The sequence below is a fragment of the Brevundimonas sp. genome (assembly GCF_041688735.1).
Classification (GTDB): domain Bacteria; phylum Pseudomonadota; class Alphaproteobacteria; order Caulobacterales; family Caulobacteraceae; genus Brevundimonas.
In genome coordinates, this window is record NZ_JBDNHO010000090.1 from 11,812 (window position 1) to 34,942 (window position 23,131).

Here is a 23,131-nt window from a genome sequence, read left to right on the forward strand (position 1 = left end):
TCCACGTCTGTCTCCATCCGTGAACGGAGAGCAACGATCATGAGCGAAGCCTTCCCTCCCGATTGGCGAATCGTCCTGCCTTGGCCGGGGCCGGAAACGCACAAACACGCGCGCGGTCGGCTGGGCGTCGTTTCCGGCAACGCGACGCAGACCGGCGCGGCACGCCTGGCGGCGCGTGGAGGATTGCGGATCGGGGCAGGGGTGGTCCGCATCCTCTGCCCTCCGGACGCGGCGGCCGTCATCGCGCCGGCGATCGAGGCGATCATGCTGACGCCCTTTTCGTCGGCGGAAGCGCTGGCGGAAGCAGCGACAGGCATGGACGCCGTGGTCATCGGCCCTGCGGCGGGCGTGAACGACGCGACCCAATCCAATGTCCGCGCTCTGGCCGGAACCGGCGCTGCGCTGGTGATCGACGCCGACGGCCTGACGGTCTTTGAACAGCGGCCCGAGGACCTGTTCGCCCTGCTGGACCGCGACGACGTACTCACCCCGCACGAGGGCGAGTTCAGGCGGCTGTTCCCAGACCTGATCGACACCGGTCGCGAGACGGCGGCGGCCGAAGCGGCACGGCGGGCCGGGTGCGTCGTGGTCCTGAAGGGGTCGCAAACCGTGATCGCCTCATCCGACGGGCGTCTGGACGTCAACGGGAACGGCTCACCCTGGCTGGCCACGGCCGGAAGCGGCGACGTGCTGGCCGGCATGATCGGCGGCCTGATCGCCCAGCGGATGGACAGTTTCGATGCCGCCCGCGCGGCCGTCTGGATGCATGCCCAGGCCGCGGCGGACTTTGGGCCCGGGATGATCGCGGAAGACCTGCCCGACGCCCTGCCAAGGGTCTTGGGCGGACTTTACGCTAAGCGGGATTGAGCCGCGACGGACCACGTGGTTCAATTCGTCACCGAAGAGGACTATCTCGACGCATCGCCGCCGGAGTTCCGCCTTGTTGATCGTACTGTCCCCGGCCAAGCGGCTGGATTTCACCGAAGCCGACGCGGCCGTGGCATCCACCGCCCCTCGCTTCGCCGACGACACCGCCAATCTGTCGAAGACCACGCGACGCCTGACCAGGGGCGATCTGAGACGTCTTATGTCGATCTCGGACAAGTTGGCCGAGCTGAACCGCGAGCGCTTCAAGGCCTTCGATCCGGAAGCGACGGATACGGGGGTTCAGGCCGCCTTCGCCTTCGCCGGCGACGTCTATGAAGGACTGAAGGCCCGGGAGCTGGAGCGCGACGCGCTGGAATGGGCCCAGGACCATCTCCGCATCCTCTCGGGCTTCTACGGCCTGCTGCGGCCACTCGACCGGATTCAGCCCTACCGGCTCGAAATGGGCGTTCGCCTGAAGACCCGTCGCGGAACCGGGCTCTACGACTTCTGGGGCGACCGGATTTCAAAGCGCCTGAACGCCGATGCCGAGGGCCAGGCCGATTCCACGCTCGTGAACCTGGCCAGCCAGGAGTATTTCGGGGCGGTTGACGCCAAGGCCTTGAAGCTGGCCGTGGTCACGCCGCACTTTCGCGAATCCAAGGATGGCGAGAGCCGGATCGTCTCCTTCTTCGCAAAGAAGGCGCGGGGCGGCATGGCCCGCTTCGCCATCGACGAGCGAATCGAGAAGGCGACCGATCTGAAGGCCTTCGACCGCGACGGCTACGCTTTCGACAAGGCGGCTTCCACCGAAACGGACTGGATATTCACCAGATCGGGAAATTGAGGCTTGATCGGCTCGCCTTCGCATCCGCGAACGGCTAGGCTTTATCCAGGACGACAGACGGACGAGACCTCATGTTCCAATGGCCCAAGCGCGGTGACGATTCCCAAGCCGACGCGCCTTTCCGCGACATCGGCGACCTCAAGGGCCAGGTGGCGGTGATCTCCGGCTCGACCTCGGGCATCGGCCTGGCGCTGGCGCGCGCGGTGGCGTCGCGCGGCGGGGACGTGGTTCTGAACGGCCTCGGCGATCCGTCCGAGATCGAGCGGAACCGGTCGGAAATGGAAACAAGCTGCGGCGTACGCGTGCGCTATCACGCCGCCAATATGCTGCGCGGTGACGAGGTCGCCGACATGGTGGCCTATGGCAAGCACGAGCTGGGCCGTGTCGACATCCTGGTCAACAACGCCGGAGTCCAGCACGTCGAGGCGGTCGAGAAATTCCCCTCTGACAAATGGGAGCAGATCATCGCGATCAACCTGTCCTCGGCCTTCTATGCCATTCGCGCGGCCATCCCGATCATGAAGGCGCAAGGGCGCGGCCGCATCGTCAACGTCGCCTCCGCCCACGGCCTGGTCGCCAGCCCGTTCAAGTCCGCCTATGTCGCCGCCAAGCATGGCGTGATCGGGCTGACCAAGACCGTCGCCCTGGAAGTCGCGCAGGACGGCATCACCTGCAACGCCATCTGCCCGGGTTATGTGGAAACGCCCATCGTGGAGCGTCAGATCGCCGACCAGGCCCGCACGCGCGGCCTGTCGAGGGAAACGGTCCTCAGGGACGTCATCCTGGCCGCCCAGCCGACCAAGCGGTTCGTGACCACGGACGAGCTCGCGGGGATGTTTCTGTATCTGGTGTCCGATCTCGGGGCATCGGCCAACGGTGCCAGCTTCTCCATCGACGGCGGCTGGACCGCGCAATAGACCTCAACCGACGAACCCCGCCGCGCGTCGCAAGCGGTCGTTGATCGCTTCGCCGAGGCCAATCGAGGGTATCGTTGACACCGCTATGCCGAGCGGCCCTTCGCGGTCCGCCTCGCGCAGGCGACGGAACAGATTGGCAGCCGCCTCGCGCAGGTCGCCGGAGGGGCTAAGGCTCCAGCGCGCGTCGCCCACGCCCGGGCCGAACCCCAGCAGAATCTCGCCCGCCCGCGCGGCGACGGCCTCGATGCGGACCGGCGCGTCCGGCGCATAGTGCAGCGTCAGGCGGCCCGGCGATCGGTGCCCCTCCCCGCTCGGGTCCAGCGGCCCGATCAAGGCCTCGATCTCGGCGCGGGTCACCGCGCCGGGGCGCAGCAGGGCGACCTTGCCGTCCATCACCGACACGACAGTGCTCTCGACGCCGACCGCGCAGGGGCCGCCGTCGACGCAGGCGGCGGCGCTGGCTCCCGTCTCCTCCACCGCGTCGGCGAAGGTGGTCGGGCTGGGCCGGCCCGAGCGGTTGGCGGACGGTGCCACCACGGGTCGGCCGAAGGCCGAGATCAGCGCGCGGGCGCGGGCATGCCCCGGAACACGCACGGCCACGCTGTCCAGACCGGCGCGGGCAAGGTCGCAGACGCGTTCGCGGTCGCGGACAGGCGCGACGAGGGTCAGGGGACCGGGCCAGAAGGCCTCGGCGAGCGCGCGGGCAGTTGCATCGAAGACGGCGACGGCTTCCGCCTGTACCGCGTCGGCGACGTGGGCGATCAGGGGGTTGAAGCGCGGCCTGCCCTTGGCCTCGAAGACGGCGGCGACCGCCTTCGCATTTCCCGCGTCGGCCGCCAGTCCGTAGACTGTCTCCGTCGGCAGGATGACGAGCGCGCCGTTGGCCAGCGCCCGAACGGCCTCCGCGTCGGTCGCACCGCTTGTAGACATGTTCAATCCCGGCGTGCCTGAAGCGACACTCGCACCGTCACCTGACGCGCCACGAAATTGTTCCAGAGCCCCGAAGTTCCTATGCCGAAAGCCGCGCGATCGACCGTGAATCCGCCCGTCATCTGCGCCCTGTCGCCGGTGGTGCGCAAGTCCACCGGGAAGGCCACGGGCCGGGTCGTGCCCTTGATGGTGACGTCGGCGCGCGCGCTGTAGCGCTCTCCGCCCGACGGCTCCAACGCGCGGAGCTGGAAACGGATCGTCGGATGCCGGGCCGCATCGAGAAAGCCGGGACCCGTGGCCCGCGCCGTGGCGAAGGCTGGCCGCACTCTCAGAGACGCGGCCTGCACAATCACCGTGGCCCTGCTGAGCTCGGGCGAATCCGGATCGAAGGCGATGTCGCCGCCCCAGTCCTCGAAGTGACCCATGGACGTCAGACCAAAAGCATTGACCGACATTACGATGGTCGAGGCGTCGCGCTCGATTGTCCACGGCCCGGGCCGCGCGCCGACCAGAAGAACCCAGGCGAGCAGCGCCGTCGGCAGGACCGCGCCGGGGTTCATCAGGGCCGCCTTGGGATGAAGGGAATCATCCGGTGCAACACATTGTCCTGATCCACGAAATGGTGCTTCAGCGCGCCGATGACATGAAGTGCCAGCAGGACGTAAAGCGCCTTGGTGCCCAATTCATGCATGTTCATGAACTGCCCTGCCAGTTCGCGGCTCTGCGGCAGGGGCAGAAGCGGCCAGTTGAACAGTCCGAACCACGAGATCTCGCGTCCCGCAGCCGACGACGCCGCCCAACCACCCAGCGGCATGCCGATCAGCAGGACGTAGAACAGGACGTGGGTCGCACGCGCCAGCAGTCTCTGCCAGCGCGGATTACCCTGCGGCAGAGGAATGGCGGGATTGGCCACGCGCCAACCCAACCGCACCAGAGTGAGGATCAGAATGCTCAGCCCGACCGCCTTGTGGACGCTGACGAACTCTCGTGAAATCGGGCCTTCGGTCGCATCACTCGCGGTGATCAGCGCGATCTGGGTCACCACCAGCGCCGCTATTCCCCAGTGCAGGATCAGCGAGACGGTCGAATAGCGGTTGCGCGGCTCGGCCATGTTTCCTCCGTTCGGCTTCCGTCATAGCTTGGCTCACCTTGGGCTTCTCGCCAAGCGGGCGCTTGCGTGCCGTCACGGCATGCCGCCATGAAGGGCAAGGAACCAGCCTGTTCAGGAAGCGTGCCCGATGATTTACCGCGCCCCCATTCGCGATCTCGCCTTCACACTGACCGAAATCGCCGGCATCGACCAATTGAGGGCGACCGGCGCCTTCCCGGATTATGACGCCGAAGTGCTGGGCGCGGTGCTGGAGGCCGCGGGGTCATTCTCCGAGGGCGTGCTCGCTCCGTTGAACTGGATCGGCGACCAGAAGGGCTCGACCTACGCCAATGGCGACGTCACCGCCGCGCCGGGTTTCGCTGACGCCTATCGCCAGTTTGCCCAAGGCGGCTGGACCGGCCTGACCGCATCGATCGAGTCGGGCGGCCAAGCGCTGCCCAAGGCGCTGGAGCTGGCCGCCTATGAAACCGTTCACAGCGCCAATATGGCATTCGGCCTGTGCCCGATGTTGTCGCTGGCCTCGATCGAGGCCCTGGAAGCGCATGGGACCGACAGCCAGAAGGCGACCTATCTGACGAAACTGGTCAGCGGCGAATGGACCGGGGCCATGGTCCTGACCGAGCCTCAGGCCGGCTCTGACCTGGGTGCCCTGACTACCACGGCGACACCGAACGGCGACGGGACCTACGCCCTGAACGGCCAGAAGATCTACATCACCTGGGGCGACCACGACGCCACGGACAACATCGTCCACCTGGTGTTGGCCCGCCTGCCCGACGCGCCGCCGGGGCCGAAGGGCATCAGCCTGTTCCTGGCGTCGAAATATCTGGTCAAGCCGGATGGAACGCTCGGCGAGCGCAACGCCTTCCGGCCGGTGGGGGTCGAGCACAAGCTGGGCATCCACGCCTCGCCGACCTGCGTGATGAGCTATGAGGGCGCGACGGCGGAGCTGGTGGGGCGCCCCAATGAAGGGCTGTCTCACATGTTCGTCATGATGAACGCGGCCCGGATCGCCGTCGGTGTCGAGGGCGTGGGCATCGCCGAGCGGGCCTATCAGCACGCGCTGGCTTACGCGTCAGACCGCCGTCAGGGCCGCAGCGTCTGGACCGGCGAGGCCAACGCCCCGATCGTCGATCATCCGGACGTGCGGCGCATGCTGTCGGTGATGAAGGCCAAGATCGCGGCGGCGCGCGCCATCTGCCTGTCCTGCGGCGTGGCGGCGGACATGGCCAGGCATGCGCCGGAAGAGGCCGCGCGCCGGCGCTGGAAGGGTCGTGAGGACCTGTTCACCCCCATCGCCAAGGCCTGGTCGACCGACCTCGGCGTCGAAGTCGCCTCCATGGGCATCCAGATTCACGGCGGCATGGGCTTCATCGAGGAGACCGGCGCGGCCCAGCATTATCGCGACGCCCGCATCGGCCCGATCTATGAAGGCACGAACGGGATCCAGGCCATGGATCTGGTCGGTCGCAAGCTGTCGCAGGACGGGGGTCAGTCCGCCCGGGACCTGATCGCGGACATGAAGGCGACGCTGGCCGTCCTGCCTCGCCTGTATTCGGGCAAGCCGGTGGACCGGTTCGCCAATGCGCTCGAAGCCGTGGAAGACGCGACGCTCTGGCTGCTGGACGCCAAGGCCGACGCGGGTCGCGCGGCTGACGTGCTCGCCGCGGCGGACGGCTATCTGAAGCTGATGGGCGATGTGGCCGGAGGCTGGATGCTGGCCAAGGGAGCGCTGGCGGCCCGGGCCATCCTGGACGCGGGCGAAGGCGACCCGGCTTGGCTGGAAGGCAAGATCGCCCTGTATGAGGTCTATGCCGCCAATGTGTTGGGCCATGCGCCCAGCCGGCTGGCCGCGATCGGACAGGGCGGCGCGCTGCTGGAACGGATGACGCTGGACGTGCTGGCCGGTTAAGGCCCCGCCGCGTCCATCAGGGCGATGGCCTCGCGCACGAAGCGCGCATGGGCCACGATGCCGATGCCCAGCGGTTCGTCGCCCGGACGAACCTCCGAAGTCAGGACGCCGGCTATGAAGGGATGATCCGGCTGGACCGTGCCGGGCAGTTTGCGCGCTGCCGGGGTCCAGAACACGGGACCGCCCGAGTTTCCGGGAAACACCGGAAAATCAAGCAGAAACACCGGAAAGGCCTCGATGGGCGTCAGCGGCCAGGAAGCGATGCGGCCGGTCCGCAAGATGGGGAAGCCAGCGGTGTTGGCCGCGAAGCCGCGCGGATAGCCCAAGGTCATCAGCTCGTCTCCCGGCCCGACCTGCCACCTCTCCAGCGCGTCCGGTTCGGCCAGCCATGCCAGCGGAATGGCGGCGCGCGCGAAGGCCGCCGGGGCCGACACCTCCATGACGGCGACGTCACGGTCGGGATGTTTCGTCCAGACAGGCTCGCCCGCTTCCGACCGGATGCGCAGCGGCTCCGGTGTGAATCTCCAGCCCGAGCCCGGCATCTCCACGCGCCAGCCGATGCGGGCGTCCGGTCCCGGCATGCCGTTGATGACGTGGGCCGCCGTCACCAGGACGGTGCGAGGCTGGCCGTCGGGCCGGGGCGCATCGATCAGGAAGCCGGTGCCCACCCGTCGCGTGCCGTCGCCATTGGGCTGATCCAGCTGCACCGTCGCCGCGATCAAGCCCAGGGTCAGATCCCAAGCGGGCGCGGCCAAGGCGGCGACGGGCGGATCCTGCGTCGGGGCGGGCGGAGCCTGAAGGTCGAACATGGGGACGATCCAGCAGTGGCGATTTGTTCATTTGACGGCGGACGGGTGCCTCCCGCAAGGTCCGCCGCGATACCATCTGGGGGATTAATGCCATGAACCGCCGCGACCTGCTCGCCACGACCGCCGCCGCCCTGGCCGCGACCGCCCTGCCCTGTTCGGCCCTGGCCGCTTCACCCCTGACCGGAGCCTCGATGCCCCAAGCCCGCCCCGTCCCGCCGGTCGCGAAGAAGATTCCGGTGACCATCGAACAGCTGGGACGCACGCGGACCGACGACTATCAGTGGATGAAGGACGACAACTGGCAGGCCGTGCTGCGAGACCCGAAGCTGATCAAGGCCGACGTCAAGGAACACCTGACCGCCGAGAACGCCTATCGCGAAGCCATGATGGTCTCGACCTTGCCGCTGCAGGCCACGATGTTCGAGGAGATGAAGGGGCGGATAAAGGAGGACGACAGCTCGGTCCCCTCGCCCGATGGAGCGTGGGACTACTACACGCGCTTCCGCACCGGCGATCAGCACCCGCTGTTCTGCCGGCGTCCGCGCGGCTCGGCCGAGGGGGAGGTCGTCCTGCTGGACGCCAACGCCCTGGCCAGGGACAAGGCTTATTCACAAGTCAGCGCCGCCGACCACAGCCCCGACCACGCCCTGTTCGCCTATGCCGAGGACGGGCAAGGGTCCGAAGTGCACCAGATCTTCGTCAAGGATCTGGCGAGCGGCGCGGTCCTGCCCGACCCGATCGGCTCGGCGGGCGGCAACTTCACCTTCTCGCCCGACAGCCAGTGGATCTTCTGGACCAACCGAGACGACAACGGCCGCCCCGACAAGATCTTCCGCCGTCCCGCACGTGGCGGCGAAACCACGCTGGTCTATGAAGAAGACGACGACGGGATGTTCATCGGCGTGGGTCGAACGTCCGACGACGCCTTCATCGTGATCAGAATCGGTAATCAGGAGACGTCGGAGGCCCGGTTCATTGCGGGCACGACGCCAACCGCCGAGCCTGTCGTGCTCGAGCCGCGCCTCGTCGGACGAGAGTTGAACGCCGATCACTGGGGCGACCGCTGGGTGATCCGCACCAACGCCGACGAGAGTGTGGACTTCAAGGTCGTGGAAGCCCCCACCGCAACCCCCGGCGCCGCCTACTGGAAGGACCTGATCGCGCATACCCCCGGCCGCTACATCGAGGATGTGGCGCTGACCAGGGCCTTCATCGCGCGCCAGGAACGGGCCGACGCCAACACCAGGATCGTCATCCGCGACCGGGCGGGCGAGGAGCACGAGATCGCGGTTGACGAACCCGCCTACTCCCTGTCGCTGGCCGGGGCGTCGGAGTTCGACACCACCACCATGCGCTACGGCTACAACTCGCCGTCCACGCCGACCTCGACCTATGACTATGACCTGGCGACGCGCAAGCGGACCCTGCGCAAGGTGCAGGAGGTGCCGTCAGGGCACGATCCGGCGGACTATGTGGTCGAGCGGCTGAACGCCCCGGCGGCCGACGGCGAGATGGTGCCGGTGACCGTGCTGCGCCGCAGGAATACGCCGGTCGACGGCTCGGCACCGCTGCTGCTCTACGGCTATGGATCCTACGGCATTCCCATGCCGGCCTCCTTCTCCACCGCCCGACTCTCGCTGGTTGATCGAGGCTGGATCTACGCCATCGCCCACATTCGCGGCGGCTCGGACAAGGGCTGGGGCTGGTTCTTGAACGCCCGGCGTTTCACCAAGAAAAACACCTTCACCGACTTCATCGCGGCCGCCGAACATCTGATCTCGAGCGGGCATGGCAAGGCGGGACAGATCGTGGGCCACGGCGGATCGGCCGGAGGGCTGCTGATGGGCGCGGTCAACAACATGCGGCCGGACCTCTGGGCCGGGATCATCGGCGACGTGCCCTTCGTGGACGTGATCAACACCATGAGCGACAGTTCGCTGCCACTGACCCCGATCGAATGGCCCGAATGGGGCAATCCCATCGAGAACCCCGAGGCCTACGACTATATCATGAGCTACAGCCCCTATGATCAGGTCTCGACCCAGGCCTATCCGGCCGTTTTGGCCACGGGCGGCCTGTCGGACCCACGCGTCACCTATTGGGAGCCGGAAAAGTGGGTGGCCAAGCTGCGTCCGGCGACGACGTCTGGGAAACCCGTGCTGCTGAAGATCAACATGGAGGCGGGACACGGCGGGGCCTCGGGCCGGTTCGACTATCTGAAGGAAGTCGCCCTGGTTTACGCCTTCGCGGTCTGGGCGATCGACAAGGGTTGGGAGGCTGTGTGATCCGCCGCTCTCCCGCCGGGAGAGGGTTTGAGCACATCACGGCGCAGCCGTCGGTCTAGCGCGACCCGAAGGACGGGGTTCCACTCCATCACCTTTTCCCAACGGGAGAAGCCCGATGATTCGTGACGCCTCTATCGCCGACCTGCCCGCCGTCGCCGCCCTCTACGGACGCGAGGTCGTCGGCGGGACCGCCTCGTTCGAGATGGATCCGCCGTCCCTCGCGGAGATGACCCGCCGCTTCGAGGCTGTGCGCCGACACGACCTGCCGTGGCTGGTGGCGGAGATCGACGGAACGTTCGCGGGTTATGCCTATCTGTCTCCGTTCCGACCACGCCCCGCCTATCGCTATGGTGTGGAAGGATCGATCTACGTCGATGATGCCGAGCGGGGCCGGGGGGTCGGTCGGGCGCTGCTGACCGCCCTGATCGAGCGCGCGCGCGCGATGGGCCTGCGGCACATTATGGGCGCGATCAGCGACAGCACCACCAGCGAGGCCTCGATCAGCCTGCATCACGCGCTTGGGTTCCGTGACGCGGGAGTCTACCGCCAGGTCGGCTGGAAGTTCGATCGCTGGCTGGACGTGACGCTGGTGCAGCTGGACTTGTCGCCGGACGGCCATCCACCCCGGACGCCGGGTCTGGATTTGACCGGCGGCCTGGCTTGAGGACAGGCGGTCAAAGGGAGTCTGCCTCGTCGTGGCTGTGGGTCAGCCACGGCGCGAGACGGAAGCGATGCGGCGTGTCGCCCAATGTCTTGTGGCGGATGAATTGCCGGGCGAAGTCCACGACGGCCCGTATTGTCTGATCATCGAACGGCTTGGACACGGCCCCCAGCGCCCCGGCGTAGCCTTCGGGGATCTGTTCCGGGTTTGCCGTCAGGAAAACGACCGCAGACCCGTAATGCTTCACCATCCGTTCGGCGATCTGCGGACCGGTCATGCCGTCCAACAGGTTGATGTCCACAAGAGAGAGGTCAGGGCGCTCGCGTTCGGCGATTTCGAAAGCGCCGGGCATGTCCATTGCGCGGCCAACGACGTCGCATCCAGCCTCGGTGAGAACGAGCTCCAGCTCCATCGCCAACAAGGCCTGATCTTCGACAATCAAGACCCGAAGGTCAGGTGGAACCGACACACTTACATCCTCGCTCAACCGGACGCATGCACTGCTGTGTCGGCTAGCGGACATTCGAACTCGCGGAGGTCAAGTTGGTTCTACGTGAAACGACAATTTGCGAAGAAATCCCGGTTTCTCATGCGGTCGCGCGTGTTATCGGGAAATTGAGCCCTGAAACAGTTCAGCTTTATGTAAAGACGCCGCCTGGAAGGATGGCTGGGGAACAAGGAAACGTCCCCCAGCTAAATTCATCAAACAAATCAATGCCCGTCAAAATAGCTCGGGACCGTTTGTATCAATTGTTTGTATCAGTTCGGATCGCCACGCAACGCCAGCGATGCCGGGAATAATGACTTCGCGCCCTGCCTTTGTGGGATTATCTGACCTTTGAAAGGTCGCCTGAACAACACCGATCCGCGAAACCGGACGGGGGTTACGGTCGGCCATACCAAGTCAGAGAATCGTGCCCGATCTCTACAAGGCGTTCGCCGGCGCCGCCCGGCCGCGCCGATCGACTTCCGTGCCCACCTGCTTCAACGACCCGGCTGACGGCCTCCGGTCCTCGCTCCGCTATGACCTCCGCCCTGCCGCGTCACATCAGAACTTTTGGGAATGGAGCTTGTTGGTTTGGTCGGGGCGGCGTGGCTTAAATGACCGGGCCGCTCCTCTCTACAAAACGATCCTCGAATCAACTCATCCAACCCACTCCGCTCTGAAGGCATCGGCTTCGGCTGGCGACTTGAAGGTGATGGCGACGCTGAATGTCACTTCGTAGTGGTTTTCGTATCCACCGCCCAGGTCGGAGCAATCGACATTGATCATGTAGCCCATCGTATTTTTCCAGAGCCAGTCGGCGACCTCGTCGGTCAGCGTATAGACGACCGTCTTCACCCAGTTTGGGCTGCGATTTTCTGAAAAAAGCGGGAGACCGACCGGGGACCCGACCGGAACGGCAACGTCGTTTGAATTCTGTATCCCTGTCCATGCGGCTTGGGTGAATTCGTGACAGTCGATGGGATCATACTCGAAGGTTTCGACCTCGACATCATGCTGTGACTCAATCTGCTCTCGGATGACTTCCTCTGTATCGAAGTAGTCCCACGGCTCGATCTCGGCCGTAAAGGTTGTCAGGTCGGAGCGGCCCTTGACCACGAGATTGGTGATTCGGAAATCCATCACACCACCTCTTTGGTCAGGCGGGAAATGACGATCTTTCGGCTTTGAACCAGAACGAAGTCCAGATCACTAAAGTAGTCAGTGGGTCTCGTCGATGTCATCCGCTCGGTCTTTATATCGGTCTCGCCGAGTTTCGGACCAACTACGACAGACCAGCTATTATTTCTGGATGAGGCCCAGTAAGCCGAGCCACTGTCATTAGCTTTCTGGTTTGCTCGCTTGCGTTTTGCATCAGTGATCATTTTTGGTCTACGTCCATGTAAGTTGCTGACGAAATAAGGGCCGTCGCTCGATAATCTTATTTGAATAAACGAAGGGACTCGAACCCTCGCCCCTGTCCGGGAGAACCTTCTGAACGGTCCGGGTAATACACAAGTTTTTCGGTACAGCAACAACTATTATCACGGTGATCGTTATAATGAATTTTAGATTGACGGAATACTCATTTTACGCAGGTCCGCGCTGGCACGGAGGCATGAAGAAATAATTTTCGGTGTTGACGGCGAGACAGAGTACTCCGCCATCTAATATCACCGAAACGTTGCAGACTAACGCGGGACAATCGAAGCCGCCGTTTTTTAGACGTGCAATCATTGCCGTTCTTTATTTCACCACGCCACGAGGTGTGAGGGAGTGAGTTATTGATTGACGGGACATTCGGTGTCCTCAAAAAACCGTTTGACATGCACAAACGACGAGTTCATACGCCGACTCAACTGGCCACGCGCAATACGGCGGCCCATTGAAATCGTAAATATTCAGCCACCCCCCCCCTCGCAAGTCTATGCGTCGGTCGTTGACTATTCACGAGGCTGTCACTGGTGAGGCGAATCTGACTCCGAGGTCATGGGCACCAACTTGGTCGCCCCCCCGATCTCATCGCACCCCGTGGAACTCTCCCCGAAAGCGGACTCGGCCAAGGTCTGCTATGGGTGGAAAGCGGACATTTGACCTCTCTGGGACTTGTGAGCTTCCTTGGCGCCATGGAGTCACCACGTTCGTGCCGACCCCCTTACTCGTCTTCGTCTGGCTGCTCGGCCTGCTGCGCCGCTCTACGATCTCGGAACATCGACGATGAGATTTCACCGGCCTGAAAATTCACTGGGCGCTGGTTCAATTCTGCCCCGTAAAGCGCGGCCAGATAGGACGTATCCCACTCCGTAAGCGCGAGCGGCGGTTGCGGCGTGTCGAACAGGTTGAGGATGGTGTCGTAGCTCGAGGCGTCCGCCTCGGGGTCGATCTGGGCCAGAGCCACCATCCCGACGTAGTCGCCTAGGCGCCGCAGATCGACCCCGGCGGCGGCGTTCACGTCGATGATGATGAAGGCTTTCAACAAATCGTTTTGGAGTGGGCTCCGCAACCGACCTTCTCCAGGAATTCTCGGCGGGCTCTCGCCTGGCATGCGAACGCCGGGAAGACCTGTGCCCCGGACCGTCGGCATGCTGACGTGCCACCAACGCACCGGCACCCCAGTTTCCTGAAAGCGCTTAAGCGCCTCCGAGCTTCTTGCTGCGCCACTGTACTGAGGTCGGAACACAAGCGGGTTGCGGGCGACGAGCCCCCGGGCGAGTCCCTGAGCGTCGTCAGTCGCTATGATCAGGATATTGGGGCTGCACCCCGGGTCCCCGATTTCGAGGCCCGCCTGAAGCGCGACCGAAGACACCTGATCCACCAAGGCTTGGGCGGCTTCGCGCCGGAAGTTGACGACGCCGACGCAAACTCGCCGGTTCCACCGCGCCGGGCCTCGTCCCACCGGCGGGGCGACGATCTCATCGACGAAATCATCCACGGCATCGCGCAGCCCACGGCCCTCGACGACGACGTCTTCTAGTTGAGTGGCCGGGGGTTCTTGAGGCAGGGCGGGCGGGTCCTGCGACTGCCAACTGACATTCGCAGTCGCAGTCGCAGTCGCAAGGGTTAACGCAATGACGACTGCACTGAACATCAGCCTAAACCGTGATCACCGAATGTGAAGCATTCATCGATATGCTTCAGCAGATTTGCTGCGACGCCTCGTAATAACAGACGGCGTAAGTGTTGCCTGGGTGCTTCAAGCAATCGGCCATGTAAGCCTTCTGACAATCCGTGAGCGGCTCTAGTCGCGTTTGCGTATAGGCGCCGATTGATGACGGTACCGCAGAACCCGCGAGTGTCGGCGCACCAAGGACAATAGCGAGCACGGCAGCGTTGACGAAGTTTTTCATTTGTAATCCTCCCAGCCAAAGCGAGACGGTATAAGTCTGTCGGCGCTATCGCAATGGTGGAGGCTGGCGTCGATCACAACTTTTTGTGATGGCTGCGTTCTCGTGTTCATTGAACACGGGATTGCAGGCCGAGGCCGCCAGGCGGTCGAACTGACGGGTAGGTGGTGCGAGATACCTTCTGATCGCCGAGACCCATGGGTCTCGGTCGCCGTCGTTGGGTTCATGGTTTCAATGGTTGGAATGATTGGCTGTTTAGCAGTCGTTTTTGGGCCGCGTTGACGTCCGCTATGGGTCGATTTGAGAAGTGGGCTTCGCGCCCGAAACCGGACCTATAGCCGTTGGATATCGTCGAACGGCTCGGTCGGTTGAACTGACCCAGGCACGGTTTGTGTAGCAGTCGCCCGCCTGTTTTCCTGAACGTTTCCCTGACCTTGACCCCTGATCGTGGTCACCATTGTGTAGAAGGGTTGTGTAGAGATCGTCGGAAAACGGTCGTGGGGACGGTAAATCCGCAGCGTTTTCAACAATGGGGGAGACGATGGCGCGCCCGGAACGAATCCGGCTGGGTGGGCTGTCATGACGGTCCACCAACGGTCCCTCTTCACCGTCCCCCACCGTCTTCTCCAGGTCGTCCATGATCATCTCCCAAGGCCGTCAGGAGACGAATGGCGCGGTTGCGGCTCGCGCCCAGCCTTGGTGTGATCGTGGTCTCCACGGTCTCCTGGACGGCTTCCTGACCGTGTTCCTAACCGGTGCCGAGACGATGGCCGAAGGCTGCCCTTGATCATGCCGCGACGGTTCCCTCCACCGTGCCCAACGACCACTGTGACGGCCATCAAACGGTCGTTGGGCACGGTGGAGGGAACCGTCCCGAGCACCGTCGCGGCATGATGGGGATCAGCCTCGGCGGATCGTATCATTGAGGAAGCGGTCAGGTGAAGCGGAAGGCCATCCCTTGAGGCCGACCGATGTCGATCTGGTCTATCGCTTCCTTGAGGACTGCGAGATCGGCCCCCGAACCGTAGCCACGGGCGACCGTGTTGCCTTCCTTGTGGCCGGTCAGGAGATCGTGGATTTCTTCTTTGACTGGGGACTGGCGGGCCGCGCGCTTAAAGCTGTGCCGGAAGCTGTGGAAGGTCAGGGCTGCATCGTCGATGCCCTGCCCTTCTCTCTCCGCGTTTGATTTGCACCATTTTCCCCACCACTTGCTAAACTGTGAGCCTCTCTTGCCCTTCGCGTCTGTTGTCAGGTCCGGGAACACGTCGTCGGATTGCAGCCGCGTCCAATCGACGAAGCCCAGGTCGAACAGCCGCTTGTGAAGCGGAATGATGCGACGGGCCGATTTATTCTTGACTGAACGGGCGCCCGACAATGGCCGCTTGGTTAGGTCGAACGCGACGATCCCCTCCCGGTCTACGATCTCGTCGGTCCGTAAGCTGGCAAGCTCTTCAAGCCGCATCCCGGTGTGGATCGCGACAATCGGAAGCCAGTATTTGGAATCTCGGACCACCTGCGAACCGGCTTGGTCTCGGTAACCGGCTTCACCCTTCCCGGCGAACCCGGTGAACATCGGCCGTGTGAAGATGAAGTCCAGGTCGGATTCATCGTAGGGCTTCCGCTCGTTCGCCTCTTCGGCAGATGGCTTCGGCATTGTGTGATCGGCTGGATTGAACGTCATCTTTCGGCGCGAAACAGCGAAGGCGAACATGGATTTGTAGGTGTTGATCCAGTTCCAGATGGTCTTGATGTGGAGCCGGGCTTGAGCGGTCCCCTCGCACTTGGCGTTCAGGACGGCGAACGGCAGCATGTCGTCGGCCGGTCGCTTGGTCAGGGGGAAGGTCGAAAGAGCCGCCTTGAAGTCGTCCATGTCGGAGGGTTCGACGCTGGCGATGTCGCGGTCGCCCAGGAATTCGATCAGGCGACGAATGTATCCCTTCTGACGTGGGTCGAGGGGCTTCACCTTGTCCCAAGCATCGCGCAGTTCGGACAGCTTCATCCCTGCCGATGATAGCGGCGCCGTGGCGGTCGGCGTTGTCGCCGGGACCAGCGCGTCGTCCTCTTCGGGCCAGCCGTTGAAGTCGTCCCGCGAGAACCGGTCGCGGAACTCCTCGACATCGTTCCATGCCGATCTGAACCACTCGCGCACGTCACGCTTGAGCAGGAACGGGGTCGCGGGTGGAACGGCGAGGATTTCGGCCAGCCTGTCGGTCAAGTCCTCGATCTGGTCGATGGTACTGTGGTGCTGGAGTAGGTAGCGCAGCCGGGACGCGGCGGGTGAATGATCCGCGACGGCTTCGTCATTCCAGAAGGCACGATAGGCGGTGTCGATCTCGCCGTGTCGCCATGTCTGGATGGTTGTGAAGACTTCCTCGCGGCTCATGCGAACGGGCCGCATGACGGGCGGCGGCGCGGCCGGATTTCGCATCGCCTTGATGCGCTGCTTTATCCCCGCAATTCGGGGGGCACCGAGCCGGACCGCATCGTTCTCGTCGCTTGTGTTGAGGCTGACGATTTCCTCGCGCTTGCCCCAAGAGTCGCGCAGATCGGCCGGGATCGCGATGCGAACGCGCCAGATTCCATTTCTTTTTTCCAGACCCTTCATAACCCGCATTTTGTATCACCTTTTTGTATCAGGGATACGGCCAAACCCTTACGAGGCGGGCATTGCTGGATTTGAAGGAGGATGGCTGGGGAACAAGGACTCGAACCTTGAATGACGGTACCAAAAACCGGAGTGTTACCATTACACCATTCCCCAGCAGGTCCGGCGTTTCCGGGGCTGAAACCCCGGAAGGCGTGCGAGATACGACAAGGCCGCTGGCGATGCAACACCCGCCTTCAGGACTATTTCCCGGCGTCGCGTTTCCTCGCTTGCGGCCCTGTGACCCCGTCGCTATAAGCCCCCTCCTCAAGTCGGAGTGTGGCTCAGCCTGGTAGAGCACTGCGTTCGGGACGCAGGGGTCGGAGGTTCGAATCCTCTCACTCCGACCATTTTCCCCGCGCCAGCATTTGCCCCACGAGGGCTCATGGCTTGAGCGCAGGTCGGGCGCGCCGGCGCCTCCTTTTTTTGTTCAATCCGCTGCTTTCGCGGCCACCGCGTTCAGATGCGCGCCGACGGACTCGATGGTGCGTTCGCCCAAGGCCTTGCGGCGGGCCAGAAGATCGGGAGAGCCGGCGTCGTAGTCGGCCATCAATCGCTTCACGAACGAGCCGTCGCGGACCTCGGTCAGCACGTCGTCCATCGCCGTGCGCGAGGGCTCGCCGATGATGCGGGGCCCTGTCAGATAGGCCCCGTACTCCGCAGTGTTCGAAATCTTGGCGAAGGCTCCGGCGATGCCGCGCTCGAACATCAGGTCGGTGACCAGCTTGACCTCATAGAAGCATTCAAACCAGGCCACCTCGGGCGGATAGCCGGCGTCGACCAGCTTCATGAAGGCGGCGTCGATCAGTTCGCCGACCCCGCCGCACAGCACCACCTGCTCGCCGAACAGGTCGCTCTCGCATTCGGCGGCGAAGGTGGTCTCGAGAATGCCCTTGCGGCCGCAGCCCAGGGCGGCGGCGTAGGACAGCCCCAGGGCGTGGGCGGCGCCGGTGAAATCCTGATGCACGCCGAACAGGGCGAAGACCCCCTGCCCCTCGACATACAGATCGCGGATGCGCGGACCGATGCCCTTGGGCGAGGCCAGGATAACGTCGATGTCGGCGCGCGGCTGAACCAGGCCGAACCGCACCGACAGGCCATGGGCGAAGATCAGGGCCGCGCCCGGCTTCATCGCCGGGGCCAGTTCGTCGCGCCAGAGGTCGCGATGGGCCTCATCGGAGACCATCACGGCGACGACGTCAGCGCTCGCGGCGGCCTCGCCGGCGGTCAGGATCGGGAAGCCGTCGGCCTCGGCCCTGGCTCGGGTGGCCGAGCCCGCCTTCAGACCGACGACGACGTCGGCCACGCCGCTGTCGCGCAGGTTCAGCGCATGGGTCCGGCCCTGGCTGCCGTAGCCGATCACGGCCACCCGCTTGCCGCGAACGATCGAAAGATCGCAGTCGCGGTCATGGAACACGGGCAGCGGCGCGGCTATTTGATGGGTCATGAGCACAGACATAACGCCTTCCGACGTCGTCGCCTTCTGGAAAGAGGCCGGACCTTCGAAGTGGTTCGCCAAGGACGACGCGTTCGATGCTGCCTTTCAGCGCATTTTCGAGCACGGGCACATGATGGCGGCGCGGCGCGAGCTGGACCATTGGGCGAAGACGCCCGAGGGCTCGCTGGCCCTGCTGCTCCTGCTGGACCAGTTCCCGCGCAACGTCTTCCGCGGTACTGCCCACGCCTTCGCCACTGACCCGCTGGCGCGCATGTTCGCCATCCAGGCGCTGGATGGACGGCAGGACGACGCGATCGAGAACGACCTGCGCCGGTTCGTCTATCTCCCGCTTCAGCATGCCGAGGACATGGCGTTGCAGGACCGACAGGTGGCCTTGTTCCAGACGATGGAGCGCGCCGCCGACGACCGCTGGGCCGAACACCATCACAAGGTCATCGCCAGTTTCGGACGCTTCCCTCACCGCAACCGCGCTCTCGGCCGCGAGACGACGCCGGACGAGCGGGCGTTTCTGGATGAGGATGGTTTCAGGGGGTGAGGCTGGCCGATCGATCCGTCTCCTCCCTGTCGGCGCCGCCGATGGGGAGGTGGCTCGGCGGCGCCAGCCGGCGAGACAGAGGGGGCGAACCGGTGACAGGGGACTGGCGTTCCACCGGCCCGGCCGGCGTCGCCTTCTCCGTCACGGCGCGAAGGCGCGCCGCGCCACCTCCCCATTCGCTTTGCGAACAGGGAGGAGACAGCAGAGCGGTTTCTGTGGGCAAGCGAATCAGCGACCTGCCAAGCCGGGCGAATCACCGGCACAGTCCTGCCCATGAACGCCGTAGCCACCCTCGCTGACCTGCAAGCCCGCACTCAAAGCGAATTGGGGACGGTCGCCGCCGATCATCCCGAGTGGCAGTACCTCAATCTGCTGCGCGACATCCTCGACAATGGGTCACAGCGCGACGACCGGACGGGCACCGGCACTCTGGGGGTGTTCGGGCGGCAGATGCGGTTCGACCTGGCCAGGGGCTTTCCGGTCCTGACGACCAAGAAGCTGCACCTGCGGTCGATCATCGTCGAACTGCTGTGGTTCCTGCGCGGCGAGACCAACATCGGCTGGCTGCAGGAAAACGGCGTCAAGATCTGGGACGAATGGGCCGACGCCGAGGGTGAGCTGGGGCCGGTGTACGGCAAGCAATGGCGATCGTGGAGCGCGCCGGACGGTCGTGTCATCGACCAGATCGAAAAGCTGGTCCACGGGCTGAAGACCAACCCCAACAGCCGCCGCCACATCGTCACCGCCTGGAACCCGGCGGACGTCGACGACATGGCCCTGCCGCCCTGCCACTGCCTGTTCCAGTTCTTCGTCGCCGACGGCAAACTGAGCTGCCAGCTGTATCAGCGGTCGGCGGACGTCTTCCTGGGGGTGCCGTTCAACATCGCGTCGTATGCGCTGCTGACGATGATGGTGGCGCAGGTCTGCGGCCTGAAGCCCGGTGAGTTCGTCCACACCTTCGGCGACGCCCACCTGTATCTGAACCATGTCGAACAGGCCGAGACCCAGTTGGCCCGCGCACCCCTGCCCGCCCCGACCATGACCATCACGCCGCGCGACGACCTGTTCGCCTATCGGCTGGAGGATTTCGTGCTGGCAGGCTATGAGCCTTGGCCGCATATCAAGGCACCGGTCGCGGTTTGATGGCGCTCGACCTCAAGGGTCTGCAGGCCGACGTCCTGAGCATCTCCGACATCTACGCCGCCGAGCACGGCATCGACCGGTCCGGCGATTGGGCCCTGCTGAAGCTGCAGGAAGAGCTGGGCGAGCTGACGGCCGAGCACCTGCGCCTAAGCGGTCGCGCGCGAGGCACCGCCGACGCGGGCACGCTGGGCGACGAGGCGGCGGATGTGCTGGGGATGCTGCTGATCTATTGCGACGGGGCGGGGATCGATCTTGAACAGGCCATGCAGCGCAAATGGCTGCATTGGCTGGAGCCGCGCTGATGTCCATTCCCCCCCTCGCCCTCGTCGTCGCGCGCGCGCGCAACGGCGTCATCGGCCGCGACGGCGACCTGCCGTGGCGGCTGCGCAGCGATCTGCAGCGGTTCAAGGCCATCACCATCGGCAAGCCCTGCATCATGGGTCGCAAGACGTGGGAGAGCCTGCCGCTGAGGCCCCTGCCCGGGCGGCTGAACATCGTGCTGACGCGCGACGAATCCTATGAGGCCGAAGGGCGGTCGCGCGGGGCGCTGGTCTGCACCTCGCTGGACGAGGCGATCGAGATCGCGCGGGAACAGGCCCAGGACGACGGGCTGGACGAGATTTGCGTCATCGGCGGCACCGCCCTGTTCGAGAAGGCCCTGCCCCGGGCCAAGCGGCTCTACATCACCGAGGTCGACGCCGAGGTCGAGGGCGACGCGCTGTTCCCTGTGTTCGACGAGGGTGCATTCGTGGAGGTATCGTCGGATGCGCATCCGGCCGGCGAGAAGGACGACCACGCCTTCGTCTTCCGCGTCCTGGACAGGAAATGACCATGCTGATCGTGACCACCAATGAGGCGCCAGGCTATCGCGTCGTGAAGACGCTGGGTATGGCGCGCGGCATCACCGTGCGCTCGCGCAACGTGATTTCAGACGCGGTCGGCGGCCTGCAATCCATGCTCGGCGGCCGCGTCGGGGCCTATGTGAAACTGGCCGAGACCTCGCGCGCCGAGGCCTATGACGAGTTGATCCAGCACGCCCGGTCCATGGGGGCCAACGCAATCCTGGCCATGCGCTACGACGCCAACGAGATCATGCCTGGGATTACTGAAGTACTGGCCTATGGCACGGCGGTGGTGATCGAGCCGGCGTCGTGAGTGACGGGTGGTTAGTGGCGAGTGGCTGGTAATCAGCTGCTTCGTTCGCGCAACACCTCCCACTAATCACTCGTCCCTCGTCTCTCGTCACTTCACGTCCGGCATCGCGTCCGTCCGGCACAGTCGATCCCACAGCCGGAAATACAGGCCGAAATTCGTCCGCATATGGGTGTGGTGACGGCTGTGGTGGGTGGCGGTGATCAGCTGTGCGCCGGGGCCTGAGCGGACCCAGCGATCGGGCCACATCTCCCAGCCACAGTGGTTCATCACGGCGCTGATGGTCATGAAGGTCAGCAGGGCGACGACGACCCAGAGGTTGACCGGAATCAGGAACACCAGCAGCGGCAGCAGCCAGGCGGTAGCGACCGCCTCGATGGGGTCGAAGGCGAAGCTGGCGAAGGGGCTGGGTTCGCGCGAGCGATGGTGGCCGGCGTGGGTCCAGGCGAACAGCCGCGGGTGATGCAGCAGCCGGTGGGTCCAGTAATAGTGGGCGTCCTGCACCAGCAAAAGCAGGACAAAACTGACCGGCAGCCACCACAATCCGTATACGGACGGATCGAGATACATCCGCGTGCCGCCGGCCTTGAGGGCCTCGAGCGCAATGGCCGCCGGGAAGGCATAGATGGGCGTCGAGATCAGCGAATAGCGGATTTCCTGCGCCATCAACCGGCGCGACGGTCGCTCGCGATTGAGCTGGCGACCGACGCCGCCCTCGCGGCCCCACAGCAACCACCACACCCCGCCCGCGAGCAGAAGATAGCGCGCGCCGATGATCAGGCTGAGCCAGACGGTGGTGATGAGGACGGCCGCAATCATGCGCAGATGTTAGAGGCCTGCGGCCCGAGGGGCGAGGGTTGAAAAGGTCGCTCTTTACGCCTCGGCCAAGACCCTGCTCCGCTCGCCCCTAGCTCAGCGTCATCATGGCGCTGCCTTCGAAGTCTTTCAGTTCGTCGAGGCGGCCGTCGCGGACCTTGGCGACCCAGTGCGGATCGGCCAGCAAGGCGCGGCCGACGGCGACCAGATCGAACTCGTCCGTCTCCAGACGCGCGATCAGCCCGTCCAGCGAAGCCGGCTTGGAACCCGCGCCGCCGAACGAGGCGATGAACTCGCCGTCCAGACCGACCGAGCCGACGGTGATGGTTGGCAGGCCGGTGATCTTCTTGGTCCAGCCGGCGAAATTCAGGTCCGAACCTTCGAACTCCGGTTCCCAGAAGCGGCGCTGCGAGCAGTGGAACACGTCCACACCGGCCTCGACCAGCGGGGCGAGCCATTCGCCGAGTTCCTCCGGCGTAAGGGCGTTCTTGATGGCGTAGTCCTGCAGCTTCCACTGCGACAGACGCATGATCAGGGCCATGTCGGGCCCGACGCCCTCGCGCACGGCCTTGACCACCTCGGCCCCGAAGCGGGCGCGCTCGCGGATGGTGGAACCGCCCCAGCGGTCATCGCGGTCATTGAGGCCCGACCAGAAGAACTGATCGATCAGATAGCCGTGGGCGGCGTGGATCTCGACCGCGTCGAAGCCAAGTTCGCGCGTGGCCCGGGCGGACCGGCCGAAGGCTGAGATGGTGTCGGCGATGTCCTCGTCGGTCATCGGCTCCAGACCGCGCTTGCCCGGCGTGGTCATGCCCGAGGGGCTGTCGACCTTGCCCAGCGGGGCCCAGTCCTGGCCGCGGCCGCGCGCCGAGCCGACGTGCCAGATCTGCGGCGCGATCAGGCCGCCGGCGGCGTGGACTTCATCGACCACCGTCTTCCATTCGGGCAGGGCCTCGCCGTGGAAGAGGGGGACGTTGGCGTCGTTTCGGGCGGCGGGTCGCTCGACGACCGTGCCCTCGGTGACGATCAGGCCGACGCCGCCCTCGGCCCGGCGGCGATAATAACCGGCGACGTCGCTGGTGGGGATGCCGCCCGGCGAGAAGGACCGCGTCATGGGGGCCATGACCACACGGTTGGGCATTTTGAGAGACTTGACCTGGAAGGGCCGGAATAGGGCGTCGACGCTCATCGGGACTCTCGGGGAGAAATGACTGGAAC

General features: G+C 64.7%; 24 protein-coding genes, 2 tRNA genes and 1 pseudogene. 12 read left to right on the forward strand and 15 right to left on the reverse strand.

Going from position 1 to position 23,131, the window contains the following annotated elements:
* Positions 1-39 precede the first annotated feature (39 nt).
* The 3 genes from ACESMO_RS09165 to ACESMO_RS09175 all read left to right on the forward strand — a co-directional run bounded on the left by ACESMO_RS09165 (position 40) and on the right by ACESMO_RS09175 (position 2,628).
* Complete coding sequence (locus ACESMO_RS09165) at positions 40-867, forward strand: NAD(P)H-hydrate dehydratase (protein WP_372707858.1); 828 nt, start codon at positions 40-42, stop codon at positions 865-867.
* Positions 868-940: 73 nt separating this feature from the next.
* Positions 941-1,711 carry a peroxide stress protein YaaA gene (gene yaaA / locus ACESMO_RS09170; protein ID WP_372707859.1) on the forward strand — a complete coding sequence of 257 codons (771 nt, stop codon included), beginning with the start codon at positions 941-943 and terminating at the stop codon, positions 1,709-1,711.
* 71 nt (positions 1,712-1,782) lie between these two features.
* The gene (locus ACESMO_RS09175; protein WP_372707860.1) at positions 1,783-2,628 is read left to right on the forward strand and encodes a 3-hydroxybutyrate dehydrogenase; all 846 of its coding nucleotides are present in this window, start codon (positions 1,783-1,785) and stop codon (positions 2,626-2,628) included.
* 3 nt (positions 2,629-2,631) lie between these two features.
* Here ACESMO_RS09175 and ACESMO_RS09180 read toward each other — a convergent pair whose 3' ends face one another.
* The 3 genes from ACESMO_RS09180 to ACESMO_RS09190 are packed head-to-tail and all read right to left on the reverse strand — an operon-like array spanning position 2,632 to position 4,669.
* The gene (locus tag ACESMO_RS09180) at positions 2,632-3,558 is read right to left on the reverse strand and encodes an L-threonylcarbamoyladenylate synthase (RefSeq protein ID WP_372707861.1); all 927 of its coding nucleotides are present in this window, start codon (positions 3,556-3,558) and stop codon (positions 2,632-2,634) included.
* Between the two features lie 2 nt (positions 3,559-3,560).
* A complete protein-coding gene (locus tag ACESMO_RS09185; RefSeq protein ID WP_372707862.1) occupies positions 3,561-4,118 on the reverse strand; it encodes a YceI family protein in 558 nt (185 codons plus the stop codon).
* On the reverse strand, positions 4,118-4,669 hold the full coding sequence (locus ACESMO_RS09190) for a cytochrome b (protein ID WP_372707863.1): 552 nt from the start codon (positions 4,667-4,669) through the stop codon (positions 4,118-4,120). The genes ACESMO_RS09185 and ACESMO_RS09190 overlap by 1 nt, the downstream gene beginning before the upstream one ends.
* Positions 4,670-4,796: 127 nt before the next feature.
* On the opposite strand from ACESMO_RS09190, the gene ACESMO_RS09195 reads away from it, so the two are divergent.
* The gene (locus tag ACESMO_RS09195; protein ID WP_372707864.1) at positions 4,797-6,581 is read left to right on the forward strand and encodes an acyl-CoA dehydrogenase; all 1,785 of its coding nucleotides are present in this window, start codon (positions 4,797-4,799) and stop codon (positions 6,579-6,581) included.
* Here the strand turns inward: ACESMO_RS09195 and ACESMO_RS09200 are convergent.
* Entirely contained in the window at positions 6,578-7,390 is an 813-nt protein-coding gene (locus ACESMO_RS09200) for a serine protease (RefSeq protein ID WP_372707865.1), read from the reverse strand. The genes ACESMO_RS09195 and ACESMO_RS09200 overlap by 4 nt on opposite strands.
* 92 nt (positions 7,391-7,482) lie before the next feature.
* On the opposite strand from ACESMO_RS09200, the gene ACESMO_RS09205 reads away from it, so the two are divergent.
* Positions 7,483-9,675 carry a S9 family peptidase gene (locus ACESMO_RS09205; protein WP_372707866.1) on the forward strand — a complete coding sequence of 731 codons (2,193 nt, stop codon included), beginning with the start codon at positions 7,483-7,485 and terminating at the stop codon, positions 9,673-9,675.
* A 115-nt stretch (positions 9,676-9,790) separates the two neighbouring features.
* On the forward strand, positions 9,791-10,339 hold the full coding sequence (locus tag ACESMO_RS09210) for an N-acetyltransferase family protein (RefSeq protein ID WP_372707867.1): 549 nt from the start codon (positions 9,791-9,793) through the stop codon (positions 10,337-10,339).
* 10 nt (positions 10,340-10,349) lie between these two features.
* Here the strand turns inward: ACESMO_RS09210 and ACESMO_RS09215 are convergent, their stop codons facing one another.
* The 8 genes and pseudogenes from ACESMO_RS09215 to ACESMO_RS09250 form a co-directional block, all read right to left on the reverse strand.
* Complete coding sequence (locus ACESMO_RS09215; protein ID WP_372707868.1) at positions 10,350-10,778, reverse strand: response regulator; 429 nt, start codon at positions 10,776-10,778, stop codon at positions 10,350-10,352.
* A 702-nt stretch (positions 10,779-11,480) separates the two neighbouring features.
* The gene (locus tag ACESMO_RS09220; protein WP_372707869.1) at positions 11,481-11,963 is read right to left on the reverse strand and encodes a hypothetical protein; all 483 of its coding nucleotides are present in this window, start codon (positions 11,961-11,963) and stop codon (positions 11,481-11,483) included.
* Positions 11,963-12,205, reverse strand: a complete 243-nt coding sequence (locus ACESMO_RS09225) for a hypothetical protein (RefSeq protein WP_372707870.1) — start codon at positions 12,203-12,205, stop codon at positions 11,963-11,965. Before ACESMO_RS09225 ends, ACESMO_RS09220 begins: the two co-directional genes overlap by 1 nt.
* A 770-nt stretch (positions 12,206-12,975) precedes the next feature.
* Positions 12,976-13,908, reverse strand: coding sequence for a hypothetical protein (locus tag ACESMO_RS09230; RefSeq protein ID WP_372707871.1), 933 nt, complete (start codon positions 13,906-13,908; stop codon positions 12,976-12,978).
* A 46-nt stretch (positions 13,909-13,954) separates the two neighbouring features.
* On the reverse strand, positions 13,955-14,167 hold the full coding sequence (locus tag ACESMO_RS09235; RefSeq protein ID WP_372707872.1) for a hypothetical protein: 213 nt from the start codon (positions 14,165-14,167) through the stop codon (positions 13,955-13,957).
* Positions 14,168-15,098: 931 nt separating this feature from the next.
* Positions 15,099-16,313, reverse strand: coding sequence for a site-specific integrase (locus tag ACESMO_RS09240; RefSeq protein WP_372707921.1), 1,215 nt, complete (start codon positions 16,311-16,313; stop codon positions 15,099-15,101).
* 330 nt (positions 16,314-16,643) lie between these two features.
* Positions 16,644-16,778, reverse strand: a pseudogene (locus ACESMO_RS09245) (DUF6538 domain-containing protein); the annotation flags it as partial.
* Positions 16,779-16,851: 73 nt separating this feature from the next.
* Positions 16,852-16,925, reverse strand: a tRNA-Gln gene (locus ACESMO_RS09250).
* Positions 16,926-17,081: 156 nt separating this feature from the next.
* Here ACESMO_RS09250 and ACESMO_RS09255 point away from each other — a divergent pair.
* Positions 17,082-17,158 (forward strand) — tRNA-Pro (locus tag ACESMO_RS09255).
* 80 nt (positions 17,159-17,238) lie between these two features.
* Here the strand turns inward: ACESMO_RS09255 and ilvC are convergent.
* Positions 17,239-18,255, reverse strand: a complete 1,017-nt coding sequence (gene ilvC / locus ACESMO_RS09260) for a ketol-acid reductoisomerase (RefSeq protein ID WP_372707873.1) — start codon at positions 18,253-18,255, stop codon at positions 17,239-17,241.
* Between ilvC and ACESMO_RS09265 the strand changes: the two genes are divergently transcribed.
* From ACESMO_RS09265 to ACESMO_RS09285, 5 genes are all read left to right on the forward strand, one after another.
* Complete coding sequence (locus ACESMO_RS09265; RefSeq protein ID WP_372707874.1) at positions 18,254-18,802, forward strand: DUF924 family protein; 549 nt, start codon at positions 18,254-18,256, stop codon at positions 18,800-18,802. The two genes, ilvC and ACESMO_RS09265, sit on opposite strands and share 2 nt — an antisense overlap.
* Positions 18,803-19,075: 273 nt before the next feature.
* Positions 19,076-19,945 (forward strand): thymidylate synthase, encoded by an 870-nt coding sequence (locus ACESMO_RS09270; protein ID WP_372707875.1) that lies wholly within the window; start codon positions 19,076-19,078, stop codon positions 19,943-19,945.
* Positions 19,912-20,247, forward strand: a complete 336-nt coding sequence (locus ACESMO_RS09275; RefSeq protein WP_372707876.1) for a phosphoribosyl-ATP pyrophosphohydrolase — start codon at positions 19,912-19,914, stop codon at positions 20,245-20,247. The genes ACESMO_RS09270 and ACESMO_RS09275 overlap by 34 nt, the downstream gene beginning before the upstream one ends.
* Positions 20,247-20,774 (forward strand): dihydrofolate reductase, encoded by a 528-nt coding sequence (locus ACESMO_RS09280; RefSeq protein WP_372707877.1) that lies wholly within the window; start codon positions 20,247-20,249, stop codon positions 20,772-20,774. Before ACESMO_RS09275 ends, ACESMO_RS09280 begins: the two co-directional genes overlap by 1 nt.
* A 2-nt stretch (positions 20,775-20,776) precedes the next feature.
* Complete coding sequence (locus ACESMO_RS09285) at positions 20,777-21,100, forward strand: YbjQ family protein (protein ID WP_372707878.1); 324 nt, start codon at positions 20,777-20,779, stop codon at positions 21,098-21,100.
* Between the two features lie 87 nt (positions 21,101-21,187).
* On the opposite strand, the gene ACESMO_RS09290 is transcribed toward ACESMO_RS09285, so the two are convergent.
* Together ACESMO_RS09290 and ACESMO_RS09295 are read right to left on the reverse strand one after the other, a co-directional pair.
* Positions 21,188-21,916, reverse strand: a complete 729-nt coding sequence (locus ACESMO_RS09290) for a sterol desaturase family protein (RefSeq protein ID WP_372707879.1) — start codon at positions 21,914-21,916, stop codon at positions 21,188-21,190.
* An 88-nt stretch (positions 21,917-22,004) separates the two neighbouring features.
* A complete protein-coding gene (locus ACESMO_RS09295; RefSeq protein WP_372707880.1) occupies positions 22,005-23,102 on the reverse strand; it encodes an NADH:flavin oxidoreductase in 1,098 nt (365 codons plus the stop codon).
* Positions 23,103-23,131 lie beyond the last annotated feature (29 nt).

Bases quoted from the DNA above. Each gene is read 5' to 3' on its own strand.
- ACESMO_RS09165 (WP_372707858.1), top strand. From the start codon at position 40: ATGAGCGAAGCCTTCCCTCCCGATTGGCGAATCGTCCTGCCTTGGCCG.
- ACESMO_RS09175 (WP_372707860.1), top strand. From the start codon at position 1,783: ATGTTCCAATGGCCCAAGCGCGGTGACGATTCCCAAGCCGACGCGCCT.
- ACESMO_RS09180 (WP_372707861.1), bottom strand. From the start codon at position 3,558: ATGTCTACAAGCGGTGCGACCGACGCGGAGGCCGTTCGGGCGCTGGCC.
- ACESMO_RS09185 (WP_372707862.1), bottom strand. From the start codon at position 4,118: ATGAACCCCGGCGCGGTCCTGCCGACGGCGCTGCTCGCCTGGGTTCTT.
- ACESMO_RS09190 (WP_372707863.1), bottom strand. From the start codon at position 4,669: ATGGCCGAGCCGCGCAACCGCTATTCGACCGTCTCGCTGATCCTGCAC.
- ACESMO_RS09195 (WP_372707864.1), top strand. From the start codon at position 4,797: ATGATTTACCGCGCCCCCATTCGCGATCTCGCCTTCACACTGACCGAA.
- ACESMO_RS09200 (WP_372707865.1), bottom strand. From the start codon at position 7,390: ATGTTCGACCTTCAGGCTCCGCCCGCCCCGACGCAGGATCCGCCCGTC.
- ACESMO_RS09205 (WP_372707866.1), top strand. From the start codon at position 7,483: ATGAACCGCCGCGACCTGCTCGCCACGACCGCCGCCGCCCTGGCCGCG.
- ACESMO_RS09210 (WP_372707867.1), top strand. From the start codon at position 9,791: ATGATTCGTGACGCCTCTATCGCCGACCTGCCCGCCGTCGCCGCCCTC.
- ACESMO_RS09220 (WP_372707869.1), bottom strand. From the start codon at position 11,963: ATGGATTTCCGAATCACCAATCTCGTGGTCAAGGGCCGCTCCGACCTG.
- ACESMO_RS09225 (WP_372707870.1), bottom strand. From the start codon at position 12,205: ATGATCACTGATGCAAAACGCAAGCGAGCAAACCAGAAAGCTAATGAC.
- ACESMO_RS09230 (WP_372707871.1), bottom strand. From the start codon at position 13,908: ATGTTCAGTGCAGTCGTCATTGCGTTAACCCTTGCGACTGCGACTGCG.
- ACESMO_RS09235 (WP_372707872.1), bottom strand. From the start codon at position 14,167: ATGAAAAACTTCGTCAACGCTGCCGTGCTCGCTATTGTCCTTGGTGCG.
- ACESMO_RS09265 (WP_372707874.1), top strand. From the start codon at position 18,254: ATGAGCACAGACATAACGCCTTCCGACGTCGTCGCCTTCTGGAAAGAG.
- ilvC (WP_372707873.1), bottom strand. From the start codon at position 18,255: ATGACCCATCAAATAGCCGCGCCGCTGCCCGTGTTCCATGACCGCGAC.
- ACESMO_RS09270 (WP_372707875.1), top strand. From the start codon at position 19,076: ATGAACGCCGTAGCCACCCTCGCTGACCTGCAAGCCCGCACTCAAAGC.
- ACESMO_RS09280 (WP_372707877.1), top strand. From the start codon at position 20,247: ATGTCCATTCCCCCCCTCGCCCTCGTCGTCGCGCGCGCGCGCAACGGC.
- ACESMO_RS09285 (WP_372707878.1), top strand. From the start codon at position 20,777: ATGCTGATCGTGACCACCAATGAGGCGCCAGGCTATCGCGTCGTGAAG.
- ACESMO_RS09290 (WP_372707879.1), bottom strand. From the start codon at position 21,916: ATGATTGCGGCCGTCCTCATCACCACCGTCTGGCTCAGCCTGATCATC.
- ACESMO_RS09295 (WP_372707880.1), bottom strand. From the start codon at position 23,102: ATGAGCGTCGACGCCCTATTCCGGCCCTTCCAGGTCAAGTCTCTCAAA.